The sequence below is a fragment of the Paenibacillus sp. FSL R7-269 genome (genome assembly GCF_000517865.1).
Classification (GTDB): Bacteria; Bacillota; Bacilli; order Paenibacillales; family Paenibacillaceae; genus Paenibacillus_AQ.
This window is the reverse complement of the sequence record NZ_ASPS01000007.1, coordinates 15742-29231: the sequence shown is the minus strand read 5'-3', so window position 1 is coordinate 29231 and position 13490 is coordinate 15742. Positions and strand designations below refer to the sequence as shown.

Below are 13490 nucleotides of genomic sequence, written 5' to 3'. Positions count from 1 at the left end.
GCAGACACTGTGACTATGGAATCTCAGCATGCGGCGGTACAGCGCCTAGTTCCTGTACTGCAAATCGTCGGATACAAGAACAGCGGCAAAACAACCCTCGCCTGCCGGTTAATCGAGGCCTTGTCTGCGCAAGGACTACGGGTTGGCTCTGCCAAGCATGATGCCCATCTCTTCCAGCTGGATGATCCGGGAACGGATAGCAGCAAGCATCTCCTGCACGGTGCAGTGGAGACGGTATTGACCTCGCCGGAGGCGACAAGGGTCATGCGCAGATCTGCGGCTTCACTGCGGGAAATCGCCGAGTCGATGCGCGGCAGAGTAGATCTGGTGATTGCTGAGGGGTTCAAATCTGCGGATTATCCCAAGATCGCCCTAATTCGCCGCACAGCAGACCAGATAACGCTGCACAAGGAAGCAACAAACATACGCCTGTGGTTAAGCTGGGAAGAGGCTGTGGAACTACAGAGTGCAGCGTCTGGTTCCCGGATTAGCCCGGATAGTCCGCCGGTATTGCCTTTGCGGGATCAGGCGCTTGCGGATCAGGCGGTTATCGCACTGGCGCTGTCACTGCTTCAGTCCTAGATTCTACTACAGGAGGTGCCCTTGGTGCTGACAGGAATTATACTGGCGGGCGGACAGAATTCCCGCATGCAGGGCCGCAATAAAGCCCTCCTGACCTATCACGGGGAAGCGTTCATTGTCCGGCAGGTGAGGGAGCTGCAGTCCCTGTGCTCCAGCGTGATTGTGGTCACGAACGATCCTACCCCGTATCTGGAACGTCTTCCATCGGATATTCTATATATACCGGATGTTTATGCCGGGCATGGGCCGCTTAGCGGGTTTCATGCTGCTTTTGCAAATGTAGAGACGGACTATGCCTGGGTGGTAAGCTGTGACAGCCCCGATATATCAGCTCCAGCTGCCGCATGGATGCTTACCCGGCTTGAGGCCGGCGGTTATGATGCGGTTCTGCCAGTCATTGACGGCAAGCATCAGATGTTGCATGGCGTATACCGGCCGCACCGGCTCCTGCCGGACATTACAGCAAGACTTGCGAACCGGGAGTACCGGCTGGGCGGTTTGTTAGAATCACTGCACTGGTTAGGCGTGGAACGGGATGAGCTGGCCGGTGCGGGGCTAGAGGAAGATTTCGCGGCAGATATAGATACACCCGAGCAATATGAGCAGCTGCTGCATCTATCGAAGGGAAGTGAGGAAATGGGCGATTCGTTATTTGAAATTACAGAGTCCGCGATAATACCTGCTGAGGTATCCGATAAAGTTCTGCGTAGAGAGGCCGGGGCGATTACCTTATTCATCGGTACAGTGCGTGAGTTCACGCAGGGAAAGAAAACCTTGTATCTTGAATATGAAGCGTATCCGTCTATGGCTGTAACGCAGCTGAAGCGCATCGGGCAGGAAGTGCTGGAGCGCTGGCCGGATACGAAGGTTGCGGTCACCCACCGGATCGGCAGGCTGGAGATTACCGATATTGCTGTAGTCATCGCAGTCTCATCGCCCCACCGTAAGGCTGCCTATGAAGCGAATGAATATGTGATTGAGCGGATCAAGCAAATCGTCCCCATCTGGAAAAAAGAAACCGGCGAGGACGGCAAAGCGTGGATTGGCGACCAGCTGAATCAGAATGCCTACCCTGAGGGCCGTCCGCTGCTGCCGGATATTCCGGCGGAAGATGAGAGGTAGCTATAAGGAGGAACGTTCAATGAATGCAGAACAGGTAATGCAGGAGCTTGAAGCGCTTGGCAAGGAACGGACCAAGAAGATGTATACCGCAAACGGTGCACGGGAACCGCTCTTTGGTGTGGCTACCGGTGCCATGAAGCCGATTTTCAGGCAAACCGGAATCAATCAGACGCTGGCTGAGGAGCTGTATGCCACAGGTAATTATGATGCGATGTATTTTGCCGGGATCATTGCTGATCCGAACGGGATGACAGAGGCGGATTACAACCGCTGGATAGACGGGGCTTATTTCTATATGCTGTCCGATTTCGTGGTGGCTGTAACCTTGGCTGAAGCGGATATTGCCCAGCAGGTGGCCGATGAGTGGATCAGGAGCGGAGAGGACCTTCGAATGTCGGCAGGCTGGAGCTGTTACTGCTGGCTGCTGGGAAGCCGCCCGGATCAGGAGTTCTCGGAGAGTAAGCTGGCCAGTATGCTGGAGCAGGCAGAGCAGAGCATTCATCAGTCCCCTGAGCGCACCCGGTATTCGATGAACAACTTTATGTATACGGTGGCCGTATCGTATTCGCCGCTTCATGATCTGGCACGCGAGACGGCGGAGCGGGTGGGTCCGGTCGAGGTGGACAAGGACAAGCCGAAGAGCAAGCGTATCAGCGCATACGATAATATTATGAAGGCTGTCGGCAAAGGACGGACCGGGTTCAAGCGCAAGCATGTACGCTGCTGATCTCGCGGATTTCACCGGCATCCGGTAATGTTTCGCTGCTTCTGGTTAATAAATGCTATGCATTTGGATAACCTATTCCCTATCCTGGAAGAAAAGAGGCGGTAAAGATGTCAACTACACACCATAGTCACGAGGAAGCCGTTGAGACGGTCCGGAAGCTGATCAAGGGTATCGATATGGCTATGCTCACCACGATTTCGGAGGAAGGGCTGGTCTCCCGGCCCATGAAGACCCAGGAGGTCGAATTTGACGGGGATTTGTGGTTCCTGACCAAGAAGGATACCAGCAAGTTCGGGGAGATTCTGTATGACCCGCGCGTGAATGTCGTGTATGCCGATAAATCCTATGTATCCATTCGTGGGACGGCTGAGATTGTAACCGATGTGAACAAGAAGAAAGAGCTCTGGAGTGCAGGGTACGATACGTTCCTGAAGACAAGCTATGATGATCCGAATGTCATTCTGATAAAAGTCCATGCCGAAGCTGCCGAATACTGGAAGAGCGGCAATATGGCCGAGAAGGCTGTATACATGTTCAAGCGGATGACCGGCCAGGACACGGACGGGCTGAATCTGAATCAGACGGTCGAGCTGGAATAGAGCAGACAGACGGTATTAGGAAGCTATAGGTTCATAGGTTCTGCAACGGAGAGATCAACAGAATTCATCTGGGGGTCTCTTTTTTTGTTGTGGCGCCGATAAAAGATAATTGTCACATTACATACGGCTCATGTGTTATATCTATATGATTTGCAGAAAGGAGATTAACGTGGACCCTATCGAAGAGAAGATTAGAAGGATTCAGGGCGGAGAAGGAGGCTTGTACTCAGATGTGATCAGGCTGTACCAGCAACGGATTTACCTCTATTGTTATCGCTTGTTGAATAACAAGGAAGAGGCAGAAGACGCAGTACAGGATATCCTGATCAAGGCCTACCAGAATATCGGGCAGTACAAGCCTCAGGCAGATTTCACCTCATGGCTCTACAAGATTGCTTATCATCATTGCCTGAATCAGCTGCGGAGGCAGAAATCCCGGCAGCAGTTGCGGAAGCTGATCGGGCAGGAGGTTACGGAAAAGAGCGCCGAGCAAATGGTTGAGAACCGCCTGTTCAGCGAGCCGGTCTCGGCGGCTCTGGGGAAGCTGGATGTGGAGGACCGGAATTTATTGATCCTGCGGATTTATGAAGATAAATCGTTTGCGGAAATCAGTGAAATTCTGGGTGTGAGTACGGCTACCGTACGCAAAAGATATGAACGGACCAGAGAAAAACTTAAAAAAGCGATTGAGCGAAAGGAGAAACAATTATGGGCAAGCGTGAATTAACTCCGGAGGAGCAGTTTCTCAAGGATGGAGACCGTTCAGCACATTGGAACACCGTTGATGTTCATGAACCAGTAATGAAGGCGCTCGGGCTTGAGGGGGCATTGACTGCTGAAGAAGATGAGAACCTGCTTCAGACCCTTCCGCCAAGCGGAGAGGCACCTAAAGTAATGCGCAGAATGGAAACCAGAACCGGGCGGAGACAGAAACGGATTCCGGTGAAGGGCTGGGCGGCGGCGGTCCTGGCACTGGTCTTGCTGGGCGGCGGCTATACCCAGTTCTCCGGCAAACTCCAGCAAGGAGCTGAAGCCCAGAGTCCGGGTGAAGTCCGGCAAGGGGCCGGAGCCCAGTATAAGGTGCTGCCTTATCAGCCGATTCCGGCGACGGCTTCCGGCGGAACGATGATTGAGAAGGCGAAAGAACCCCTGAAGCCTTATATTCCCAACGCAGAGCCGGGTGCAGACGATGAAGCCAACAAGAAGCTGAGTATTCTCTATAACCAGAAGTATTCAAAAGGGGCAGAGCTCATGAAGGAGATTTTGCTTCCTGGAGAGTATGCCACCTATCTAATTACACGTGAAGGAGAGGAGGGAGAGGGGAGTATGAATATGTATCGTCCGCCCCTCACGTTCAAGGACTATACCGCCTATAAGACCAGTGTAGAGGAGCACAACGCTCCGGTCCTGGAGCAGCCGGCGTATCTGCCGGAAGGGTATACCCTGGACGAGGCCATCATCAACCCTTCTTTCTTAAAAGTGCCGGATGTGCAGGAGCTTAAAGGCGAAAACGAGAGAGACCTGGGAGACAACTTCCAGTTGGCCTGGAGAGTGGAGAAGGCGGAGAACATTGACTACTCGTATTCCTCACTGGTATACAAGAAGGGGGAGGTTCAGGTGAGAATCGGTGTCTCGCGTGTGGATGACAACCAAAACCCGGCAGATCCGCTCTCATGGAGTGAATATACAAAGATGGAGAATATAGAGATTAAAGGCAGACAGGCCATTTTTTCGGACGATACGGACAACAAGGAGCTCGACTTGGGGTATAAATACAGTCTGGTTTGGTCTGACCCCGATGCAAAGGTCAACTATCGTGTGATCGCCGGCCAGGAGAATACGGAGCTAACGAAGGATGAGCTTATCGGCATTGCCGCCAGTATGATGAAATAAGTAACGCAGAGTTGAGACTCAGGGCTGCCCAGCTATCTTAGGATAGCGGAGCAGCCTTTGAACGTTTTTTGCCTAGCTGCAGGATGGCATATTCGTAAGATTTTATAAGAATTCGTGCATTGTCCTCCTATGAACTTCCAACCCGTCTTGTTAATATAGCAATGTAGCAAGAGAATACAGATGTATACAGGAGGGTTAAAGATGTTGAAATGGAAGCGTTCTCTTTCGGTCCTGGCGATGACAGCGATATTAGGTACACTGGCTGCCTGCGGCGGCGGAGGGAATAAAGTAAACAATGCAGGAGGGGCTACAGAAGCACCTGCCAGCACCAATGCTGCTGCGACGGCTGCTGCAACTGATGCACCAAGCACCAATGAGCCGGTCAAGCTGCGGATTATGTGGTGGGGCTCCCAGCCGCGTCACGAAGCCACTTTGGCGGCCCTGGACTTGTACACGAAGAATAATCCGAACGTAACCTTCGAGCCGGAGTATTCCGGTATGGACGGTTATCTGGACAAATTATCCACGCAGGCTGCGGCCAACAATGCACCCGATGTGGTTCAGCTTGACCCGGGCTGGATGCCGGACTGGATGGCCCGCCAGCAATTGGCTGACCTGGCTCCCGAGGTAGATGTGAGCAAATTCGATACGAAGCTGCTGGCAGGCGGCCAATTGGACGGTAAGCAGTATGCTGTTCCACTCGGCTCGGTAGCCTTCGGTATGGTATATGATAAAGCGGCTATGGATAAGCTGGGCATTGCGAACCCGGCTAACGGCTGGACCTGGGATGAGTTCTTCGCCTTAGCGAAGGAAACCAAGTCCAAGCTGCCGAAGGGACAGTATTTCACCCTCGACTATGCAGGTAACTATTTCATGTACTCGGCGTATCAGTATGCCAGAGGCAAAGGGCAGGTCATCACGGATGACGGTCACTTCAACGTGGATGAAGCCACCTATCTGGAATGGACCCGCAAGTTCGAAGAGCTCCGCAAGGAAGGGCTTGTTCCTCCAGCGGATGTGAATGCCTCCGATAAGGAAAATGATCCGCAAATGGATCTGCTCGCAGCAGGCAAGGTGCTGTTCCGTTACAGCTTCTCCAACAATCTGGGAACCTGGGACAGCATTAAGCCAGGAGCCTACGCACTTGTAACCATGCCGCGTGCCGAAGAGGCCGGAGGCTGGCTGAAGCCGTCGATGTACATGGCGGTCTCCAAGAACTCCAAGCATGCTGAAGAAGCCAAGAAATTCATTAACTGGTTCGTGAATGATACTGAATCTGCCAAGATTACCCAAACCTTCCGCGGCCTCCCGGCCAACAAGGATAACGCCACTATGCTGGAAGCTAATATGAGCGATCTGGATAAGGTAGGCTTGGCACTGCTCCGTGCTACGGAGCCGGATGGCCAGACCTGGTCGGCCGGAGCCGGCGGCTGGACGAACTTCGTGGATAAAGACTGGGTACTGGTTCGTGACCAGCTCAGCTTCGGTAAATCCACACCGGAAGAGGCGTTCAAGCAGCTGAAGGAAGCCTCGTTATCTTACGAGAAATAAGGTATGAACTGAAAGCCCGGGACAGCAATGTTCCGGGCTTTATCTTTTTAAAAGATAAGAATTTATATGCTTCGCACTATAATTATCCTTATCTTTCTCGCTGAAATGGTACCGTCCTTTATAAGGACGGCAATGCCGTTTCCACTTGGAACGCGGTTATACTCGTGTTTTCGAATTAATCGTTATATTTTGAAAGAATTCGAGCATTGCCCTCCTTTAGCCGAAGTGTGGCCCAATACTATACTTAAGCTATACAAATTGACCACAAGAGGTGACCACAGATGAACCGCTCCACAACCACTTTAGCCCAAGCCTCGCCAGCGCCGAAAAAAAGCTCCTATTTCAAAAGCCGGTGGAACGCTCCGCTTGCAGGCTATTTGTTTATTTCGCCCTGGCTGCTCGGGTTCCTGGTACTGACGGCGTATCCGTTGTTCTTATCACTGTACTATTCGTTTACTGACTACACCCTGATGCAGCCAATGAAATGGATCGGGACCCGCAATTACGAACGGATTTTCACCGCAGACCCCAAATTCATTCAATCCGCCAAAGTCACGGTCATGTATGTGCTGGCTTCCGTGCCTCTTAAGCTGATTGCAGCCCTGCTAGTAGCCATGGTGCTTAGCAAGGCAGTCAGAGGGATCAGTGCTTACCGCACAGCGATCTACTTCCCTTCTCTAATCGGAGGCAGTATCGGGGTATCGCTGCTCTGGCGTAACATCTTCGGGGTTGACGGGATTTTCAACAAGCTGATCGCTGTCTTCGGCATCGAAGGAAAAAGCTGGATCACCAACCCGGACACTGCGCTTAGCACACTGATTCTGCTGACGGTCTGGCAATTCGGCTCCACCATGGTTATCTTCCTGGCAGGACTGAAGCAGATCCCCAATGACTTGTATGAAGCTTCCTCGGTAGACGGGGCGAACAAGTTCATTCAATTCTTCCGCATTACACTGCCTATGCTGTCGCCGATTCTCTACTTCAACCTGATCATGGCCGTAATCAATGCCTTCCAGATGTTCACCTCGGCCTTCGTGATTACGAATGGCGGACCGATGAACGCTACATACGTGTACGCTATGTATTTGTATGAACGGGCCTTCAGCCGGTACGAGCTGGGCTACGCTTCTGCACTGGCCTGGATTATGCTGGTCGCCATCGTCGCTGCAACGCTGCTGATCTCCTACACTTCGAAATATTGGGTATTCTATGAGACTGACACTGGAGGGAAAAAACGCAAATGACAACTTTGAATTGGAAGCCTGCACTCCGGCATGTGTTCATGATTCTCTTCAGCTTCCTCATGGTCTATCCGATTGTCTGGTGGATCGGGGCCTCACTGAAGGATAGCACCGAGCTGAGTTCACCGGGAATCTTCCCGTCCGTCCCGCAGTGGGAGAACTTCACCAAAGGCTGGAAATCGGTTCCCGGACATACATTCACTGATTTCTATCTTAACACCTTCGGCCTTGAGATTATGGTGCTGATCGCAACGCTGTTATCCTGCACGCTGGTTGCTTTCGGATTTGCAAGACTTGATTTTCCGCTGAAGAAATTCTGGTTCTCGATTCTAATGCTGACGCTGATGATGCCGGGCCAGGTGCTGATTATTCCCCAGTACGCCTTGTTCCATCAGCTGGGCTGGGTCAACACGTATTTGCCGTTTGTCGTTCCCCATCTGCTGGCGGGCGGGGCCGGCGGGAGCTTCTTCGTCTTCCTGCTGATCCAGTTCATCCGCGGCGTGCCCAAGGAGCTGGACGAATCGGCCAAAATCGACGGTTGCTCCTGGTTCGGGATTTTCTGGAGAGTGGTCATGCCGCTGGCCTTCCCGGCGGTTGTTACGGTGACGATCTTCTGCTTCCTGTGGAACTGGGATGACTTCCTGGGACATCTCCTGTACATCAACACGGTAGACAAGTACACGGTGGGTCTGGCGCTGCGCATGATCAATGACTCCCAGTCTGCAGCCGAGTGGGGCCAGCTTCTGGCCATGTCACTTGTCTCTATTGTTCCGGCAACGCTTGTGTTCACCTTCCTGCAAAAGTATTTCGTAGACGGGATTGCGACAACAGGCATAAAGGGATAAGATGTAAAAAAACATCCGTCCGATAACGGTAAAGCGCCTGAGCCTTATTCGACGCTTTACCGTTTATTTCGTGTGAGCCGGAGGAGAAGGAAGGGGACCATTTGACCAATCCTTTTAAAAAGTACAGGATCGACCGTCTTTTTTTTCACAGTTTTGCTATTATAATTATTCTGGTGATAGCGGTTACAGCTTGGACCAGCTACAGCAATTCCTCCAAAGCCCTTGTGCAGACCACCTCCCACTATCAGCAGCGGCTGCTGGATGAATTGAATAATGAAATTACCACCCGGCTGGATATGATCGAGCAGATCTCACTATCCACCTCACGGGACAACGAGCTGACGACCTTTCTATCGAACAGGCAGGATGATTTCGAGCGGTACCGAAAGCGTATAAGCGTTGAGAGTGCACTCGGCAATCTGACCTATGCCATTCCGTTAATCCAGGGGATTGACCTCTACATGGATCAGCCGATGCCGAGCAGCGGGCAGAGCTATATTCAGTTCCGCAATATTCTCGATCTGGATAAGCAGTCCTGGTCCAAGAATCTGGTGAAAAGCGATTTCGCCTGGTCGGGGGAATATTCCATTCCCAGTGTGCAGGGAGACATTCCGGTACTAAGCTTCGCCCGGAAAATCATGAACGAGAACGACTACCTGGGTGTGCTGGTCGTTCATATCAAGGCCAAGGAGATCCGTGCGCTACTGACCGGCAACTCCTCCGGGTCGAACCGGATCATGGCGGACAGCGCCGGCAAGCAGATTCTGAGCATCGGAGAGACGCTGGAGCAGAGCGAGTGGTCTCAATGGATCGACCTCAAGAGCAACAAATCCGGCTATGTTCACATTCCCGGCGATAAGGATACCGGAAATACGCTGCTGGTCTACTCCAGGATGGATAATTCCATCTGGACGCTGATTGAGTTCACCTCCTGGAAGCAGATTACGGCGAGCAGTCTGGAACTGGCGGAATGGATCGGGCTAATCGGGATTGGAGCGATTCTGCTGGTCCTGCTCCTGACGCATTATCTGAGCAGGCAATTCTCCAAGCCGATTAAGCAGCTTGTAAGCGCTATGAAAATGTATTCAGTTGGCGGGCACAAGGAAGAGCTGCCCAGCGACTATGAGAATGAATTCGGTTATTTATTCTCCGGCTACCGCAAGCAGACCGAGCGTATCGAGGAGCTGTACCTGTCGCTGGAGCGGCGGTATGAGCAGCAGCGCAAAGCGGAGATTGAGGCCTTGCAGGCCAATATCAATCCCCATTTTCTCTACAATATGCTGGACCAGCTCAACTGGATGGCCATTGAGGCCGGACAGGATGAGCTGAGCCGGATTCTGGAGCTGATGGGGCAGATGTTCAGGATCGGCTTATCCAACGGGGCAAGCTTCATCATGGTATCGGAGGAATTGCAGCACATCCAGTGTTATCTCGAAATCCAGCAACTCCGCTGGGGCGATGGCCTGGAGTACACCATTGATGTGGAACAGGGGATTCAGGAGTCCTATCTTCCAAAGCTGACCCTGCAGCCGTTCGTGGAGAATTCAATTGTGCACGGCTTCAATAAGCAGCGCAGCGGACATGTCTTGATCTCCTTAACTAAGGTAGAGGAGACGCTGCAGATTAGAATTGATGATAACGGGGCAGGCCTGAAGCAGCCGGAGGCGCGTCCGCCAGGGCGGCATACCGGCGGTTATGGCATACGGAATGTGCGGGAGCGGATTGCCGGATATTTCGGAAATGACTATGGGGTTACGCTGAAGGAACGTGAAGAGGGAGGGACACGGGTAGAGATTGTTCTGCCGCTGCTCACAGAGGCTCCGGCACAGATACTGACTGCTTCTCTCGCCGCGAAGGAAGGCTGATACGGCTGCTGCAGGCCAGAGAAGCTTAAGGAGGCAGACATGATGTGGAAGATCGCTATTGTTGACGATGAAAGGCAGGTACTTCAGGGGATGAAGCGGGCGATTCCATGGGAGGAGCTGGGTGCGGAATGGGCCGGTGAGGCGCTTAACGGGGAAGACGGCCTGGCGATGATCCGCGCAACCAGCCCCGACATTGTAATCACGGATATCTATATGCCGGTGATGAGCGGCCTTACGATGATGGAGCAATTAAGGAACGAGGGCTTCAAGGGCAAAATTATAATACTAAGCGGATATTCAGACTTCGAGCATGCCAGACAAGCCCTCAGGCTTCAGGTCAGTGACTACGTCTCCAAGCCGATCAGTCTGCCTACGCTTAGAACGATCCTTCACAAGGTGATTGCAGAGCTGCTCCGAGAGCAGGAGACGGTGATCAGACAAGGTGAGCTGGAGCTGAAAATGATGCTGTACGAGCCTTTTGTCGAGAAGGAATGGGTCCGGTCCGCAGCGGTCGGTACCCTGGAGCCTTCGTACCGGAACAATTCCCACCTTCCGCCTTCGTATCATTACTGGCTCGACGGCAGGCATGCAAGCATCGGGATCGAGCTGATCCGCGATGACCGGGCCAGCTCCTTCTCGGTCTCGGACTGGAACCTGCTGCGCTTCGCGGTCAGTAACATTGCCTGTGAGGTCACGCGCAAGCATTACGCCAATATGGAATACACTGAGCTGAACAGCTATCGGGCCTTGCTGATTATTCACCCTGAAGCACAATGTACACAGCAGCTGGAAGAGCTGGCGACCCGGCTGGTCGATAGCATTCACTCCTATCTCCGATTGATGGTTCGTATCGGTATAGGTGGTCTGAAGGATACGTGGACGAAGATCCCCGAATCGACAGAGGAGGCCTTCCGTGCCATGGATCACGGGGCGTTACGGATTAGCCCGGCATATGAGGTATACTGCTACCGGGAGAGCCACAGCAGCGGGCAGGACCGGGGAGTCCTTTTCCCGGTGAAATTCTCCTACAAGCTGGCTGCTGCGATGAAGGCTTCACAAGAGGCAGAGGCACAGCAGCTTGTATACGGTTATATTACCGAGCTGCAGGCGCAGCAAGGGGTCTCCGCCAACTATGTGCAGATGCTCGGCAGCGAGCTATGGGGCATTATCACCTACTCCCTGTATGAAGCGGGCTTCGTGCTCGATGATCTGTTCACCAATGACCAGATTGCCCAGGAGATCGGCAACCTGGCCGTACCCGACCAGCTGGCAAGCTGGTTGTCCGCCAAAATCACAGCGATCTGTGCCAGCCGTCAATGGAAGGGCAGCAGTAAGCACCGGCAGGTCGTGGATTTCATGACCAACTACATTCATGAGCATTACGCCGAGGAGCTTACGCTGGCTGATCTGTCGGATAAGGTGTTCATCTCCCGGAATCATTTGTCGATCATCTTCAAGAACATCACCGGGGAGACCTTCAATAACTACCTGACCCGGGTACGGATCGAGAAGGCCAGGGAACTATTAATGGAGCGTAATATGCTGGTCTATGAAGTGGCGGAGCGGGTAGGCTACAAGAACATTCCTTATTTCAGCACGCTATTCAAAAAGATTACCGGCATGAATCCCACCGAGCTGATCAAATGATGACACATATAATTCACCAGAGACAAGTATGATGGTAGAAGCCGCGATGACGGAGCAGGGACTTGCGGCTAAAGCTGCATCAACATCAATGTGCCATCAGGGAGGACAGCGTTATGCCCGTTAGTTTCAGTATTATCGGCGGAGCCGGATTCCGCGCACAGTATTATCTACGAATTGCCCGGGTCTTGCCGGAATTGTTCCGGATTGGCGGCCTTGTGGTCAGAGACCGGGCCCAGGGACTGGCGATAGAAACAGAGTGGGGCGTTCAGACGTACCGCTCGCTTGACGAGCTGCTGCGGAGTGAGGACCCGGATTTCGCAGTGGTCTCTGTCGGCGGCGGGGCGGCAATGAACTATTTGTACAGGCTGGCAGAGACCGGCCTTCCAGCATTGACAGAGACACCGCCTGCCTCCAGTCTAGAAGAGCTGGAGCAGTTGCATAAGGAGCTGACCGTACACGGGGCCTCGATACAAGTCGCAGAGCAGTACCCGTATCATCCGGTTCAAGAGGCGCGGCTATCGCTGATCCGCTCAGGCAGGCTGGGCAGAATCACGGAGACGACAGTCTCCGTATCTCATTTGTATCACGGGGCAGCCCTGATCCGCAGGATGCTCGGCATCGGGTTCGAGGAGGCAGTCATCCGGGGGATGCGGTTCGACTCCAGCTGGGTTAGCGGCCCAACCCGCAGCGGCCCCCCGGCTGAAGACAAGCTGATTCCGCTGCACAGGGATCTGGCTTGGCTGGATTTCGGAGACTGCTTAGGCATTTATGATTTCACCAAAGACCAGCACCGTTCCTGGACGCGTTCGAATCATCTTAACGTGCGCGGAGAACGGGGAGAGATCTTCGACAACCGGGTGCTGATCCAGCAGGAGAACCTGGTGCCTCTGCAAATGGAGCTGAAGCGCATAAACCGCGGGGAACTGGAGAATGCCGAAGGCTATTACCTTCAGGGGATTATTTGCGGAGAGCAATGGCTCTATACCAATCCGTTCGCCCCAGCCCGGCTGTACGATGACGAGCTCGCCATTGCGTCCTGTCTGGACAAGATGGCCCTCTATACCGCTGGCGGCCCCAGCTTCTACGGACTGGAGGAAGCCTCGCAGGATGTATACCTCGGCCAGATGATCGAGAAGGCCATTGAGTCCGGCGAAGCCATAAGAACAGAGCGGATGTGCTGGGCGGAGGGAAAGTAGGGGTGTGGCGGGGGAGCGTAGCTGCTGGCAGAATCTTGTTTGCCCAAACCCTGGGTCCGTGAATCCTCCATCGCCCCCACCATTTTCGCAGTGTGAGGTACATTTTCGCAGTGAGAGGTACGCATGGAAGCGAAGTTGATGCACCGGTGAAGGATGCTATTGACGCCTGCAGTGTGGCGATACTATAATTTGTAAAACGGATGAAGCACATCCCGCACCCTG

General features: G+C 53.2%; 12 protein-coding genes and 1 pseudogene. All 13 read left to right on the top strand.

Going from position 1 to position 13490, the window contains the following annotated elements; all coding sequences use genetic code 11:
- The first annotated feature begins 15 nt into the window (after nt 1-15).
- The 13 genes and pseudogenes from mobB to C162_RS02535 all read left to right on the top strand — a co-directional run bounded on the left by mobB (nt 16) and on the right by C162_RS02535 (nt 13268).
- Nucleotides 16-582: a molybdopterin-guanine dinucleotide biosynthesis protein B gene (gene mobB / locus C162_RS02590; RefSeq protein ID WP_051493166.1), complete on the top strand. Its 567-nt coding sequence runs from the start codon at nt 16-18 to the stop codon at nt 580-582.
- A 15-nt stretch (nt 583-597) separates the two neighbouring features.
- Nucleotides 598-1050: pseudogene (gene mobA, locus C162_RS36805) on the top strand (molybdenum cofactor guanylyltransferase); the annotation flags it as partial.
- Between the two features lie 168 nt (nt 1051-1218).
- On the top strand, nt 1219-1704 hold the full coding sequence (locus C162_RS36800) for a molybdenum cofactor biosynthesis protein MoaE (protein ID WP_036691149.1): 486 nt from the start codon (nt 1219-1221) through the stop codon (nt 1702-1704).
- A 19-nt stretch (nt 1705-1723) separates the two neighbouring features.
- Nucleotides 1724-2431 carry a DNA alkylation repair protein gene (locus C162_RS02580; protein ID WP_036690981.1) on the top strand — a complete coding sequence of 236 codons (708 nt, stop codon included), beginning with the start codon at nt 1724-1726 and terminating at the stop codon, nt 2429-2431.
- A 107-nt stretch (nt 2432-2538) separates the two neighbouring features.
- Complete coding sequence (locus C162_RS02575) at nt 2539-3030, top strand: pyridoxamine 5'-phosphate oxidase family protein (protein ID WP_036690979.1); 492 nt, start codon at nt 2539-2541, stop codon at nt 3028-3030.
- A gap of 169 nt (nt 3031-3199) precedes the next feature.
- Complete coding sequence (locus tag C162_RS02570; protein WP_235218333.1) at nt 3200-3757, top strand: RNA polymerase sigma factor; 558 nt, start codon at nt 3200-3202, stop codon at nt 3755-3757.
- On the top strand, nt 3739-4923 hold the full coding sequence (locus tag C162_RS02565) for a DUF4367 domain-containing protein (protein ID WP_036690977.1): 1185 nt from the start codon (nt 3739-3741) through the stop codon (nt 4921-4923). The genes C162_RS02570 and C162_RS02565 overlap by 19 nt, the downstream gene beginning before the upstream one ends.
- A 201-nt stretch (nt 4924-5124) precedes the next feature.
- On the top strand, nt 5125-6474 hold the full coding sequence (locus tag C162_RS02560) for an ABC transporter substrate-binding protein (protein ID WP_036690974.1): 1350 nt from the start codon (nt 5125-5127) through the stop codon (nt 6472-6474).
- A 281-nt stretch (nt 6475-6755) separates the two neighbouring features.
- The gene (locus C162_RS02555; protein ID WP_036690971.1) at nt 6756-7718 is read left to right on the top strand and encodes a carbohydrate ABC transporter permease; all 963 of its coding nucleotides are present in this window, start codon (nt 6756-6758) and stop codon (nt 7716-7718) included.
- Nucleotides 7715-8560 (top strand): carbohydrate ABC transporter permease, encoded by an 846-nt coding sequence (locus C162_RS02550; protein WP_036690968.1) that lies wholly within the window; start codon nt 7715-7717, stop codon nt 8558-8560. Before C162_RS02555 ends, C162_RS02550 begins: the two co-directional genes overlap by 4 nt.
- Before the next feature lie 101 nt (nt 8561-8661).
- Nucleotides 8662-10425 carry a sensor histidine kinase gene (locus C162_RS02545; RefSeq protein ID WP_051493164.1) on the top strand — a complete coding sequence of 588 codons (1764 nt, stop codon included), beginning with the start codon at nt 8662-8664 and terminating at the stop codon, nt 10423-10425.
- A gap of 42 nt (nt 10426-10467) precedes the next feature.
- On the top strand, nt 10468-12072 hold the full coding sequence (locus C162_RS02540; protein ID WP_036690966.1) for a response regulator transcription factor: 1605 nt from the start codon (nt 10468-10470) through the stop codon (nt 12070-12072).
- A 113-nt stretch (nt 12073-12185) separates the two neighbouring features.
- On the top strand, nt 12186-13268 hold the full coding sequence (locus C162_RS02535; RefSeq protein ID WP_036690964.1) for a Gfo/Idh/MocA family protein: 1083 nt from the start codon (nt 12186-12188) through the stop codon (nt 13266-13268).
- Nucleotides 13269-13490: the final 222 nt, after the last annotated feature.